At 64.8% G+C, this 1,726-nt stretch carries 1 protein-coding gene; it reads left to right on the top strand.

Annotated features, from left to right (window positions below; genetic code table 11):
- Positions 1–185: 185 nt before the first annotated feature.
- The gene (locus tag HOV91_RS39020; protein WP_217441612.1) at positions 186–1,349 is read left to right on the top strand and encodes an FAD-dependent monooxygenase; all 1,164 of its coding nucleotides are present in this window, start codon (positions 186–188) and stop codon (positions 1,347–1,349) included.
- Positions 1,350–1,726 lie beyond the last annotated feature (377 nt).

Genomic DNA, 1,726 nt, shown 5'->3' with positions numbered 1-1,726 from the left:
GGCTGGGGCGGCTGGGGCAGCTTCTAGCGCCGGTGATCGAGCCCGGACACGCATAGCGTGCCGGGCTCGGTCGCATCGAAGACCGATCAGGTGAACCGGGTTCGACCAACCGGGCTGAAGCTGGTGACGAGATGAAGATCGTGTGTATCGGCGGTGGGCCGGCCGGCTTGTACTTCGCTATTTCGATGAAGCGGCGCGACCCGGCCCATGACATCACGGTGATCGACCGCGATCCTCTCGGGTCCACCTATGGCTGGGGCGTCGTGTATTGGGACGACCTGCTCGACATCCTGTATCGGAATGACCCCGACAGCGCCCAGGCCGTGCGCGCCGGGTCGGTCCTATGGCGTGAACAGGAAATCCATCTGGGCGACAACCAGACCGCGCATTTCGGAGGCTACGGGTTCAGCATGGGGCGCGCGGCATTGCTCGACGTACTTTCCCGACGGGCGAGCGACCTGGGTGTCGATGTTCGGCACGGGCGAGAGGTCCATGATCTGTCCGGCTTCTACGACACCGATCTCATCGTCGCCTCCGACGGCGCGAACAGCCGGATGCGGCAGCTGGGTGATCATCGTTTCGGCACGTCCGTCGCACTCGGCGCGAATCGATATATCTGGCTCGGTACGGACAAGGTCTTCACCCGATTCACCTTCGCCTTCCAACACACCTCGGCCGGTTGGATCTGGTTCCATGCCTACCCGTCGGTCGCCGACAAGATCAGCACCTGCATAGTCGAGTGCCAACCGCAGACTTGGCATGGACTGGGATTCGATTCCCTGGACGACTCGACGGGCTTGCGCGTTCTAGAGAACATATTCACGCGACTCCTCGACGGTCACTCGTTGATCAGCAAGACACGAGGCCAGTTCGCACGGTGGAGCCGGTTTCCCGAGATAACCAACAAGACCTGGTATGAGGACAACGTGGTGCTGCTCGGCGATGCGGCGCACACGACCCACTTCACCATCGGTTCGGGCACCCGGTTGGCGATCATCGACGCCGTGGTGCTCGCACAGAACCTGTACGAGCATGCCGAAATCGCCGACGCGCTGAAGAACTACGACGCGCAGCGGCGAGCCGCGCTGCGCCCGATCCAGGCCGCCGCCCGCACCAGCATGTTCTGGTTCGAACACGCCGACCGGTACCTCGACCGCAGCGCCGTGCAGTTCGCCTATGCGATGGCGGCTCGCCACGGGCTGCAAATGCCGTGGCGATATCAACTGCACCTGCTCGCACAAGTACCCACTGTGCGCAAGGTCCAGCGTGGCGTCGACTCCGGCAAACGGTGGTGGCGGGCTGCTCGCCGGGGGGAACTCGCGATGGCACTGCCGCCGGTGCGCCGGTAGCGGTATTCGGCCAACTCCACCAGGCTGCCGGGCTTTGTGCCGGTACCGCACCAGCATGCCGTCCAGGGATGCGACCAGGTCCCGCCCTGTCTCGCGTTGTTCGGGCGACGCCCACGCTGAAGAGGTCTCCTCGAAGGGTGCCGGTGTCCGGTGCGGGGTTACCGGCGGCTGCGAGTTCGGTGACGGCTTCGGCAATCAGTCGGTTATCCGCGTCGCGCTGTCAACGGGTCGCAGCAACGAAACGAGTACGGCCGCGAGCTGACGATGACGGTCGTGCGCATGCTGTTCGAGCCGGTCAGCGAGGAGGTCGTGCAGCGCGGGTGGACCTCGCGGCAGCGGTGACGGTGCAGGTCAGCCCCTACAAGTGGGGGCAGCCG

Source organism: Nocardia barduliensis (assembly GCF_013315795.1).
Taxonomy (GTDB): domain Bacteria; phylum Actinomycetota; class Actinomycetes; order Mycobacteriales; family Mycobacteriaceae; genus Nocardia; species Nocardia barduliensis.
This window is presented reverse-complemented; position numbering and strand designations above follow the sequence as displayed.

Bases quoted from the DNA above. Each gene is read 5' to 3' on its own strand.
- HOV91_RS39020 (WP_217441612.1), top strand. From the start codon at position 186: ATGAAGCGGCGCGACCCGGCCCATGACATCACGGTGATCGACCGCGAT.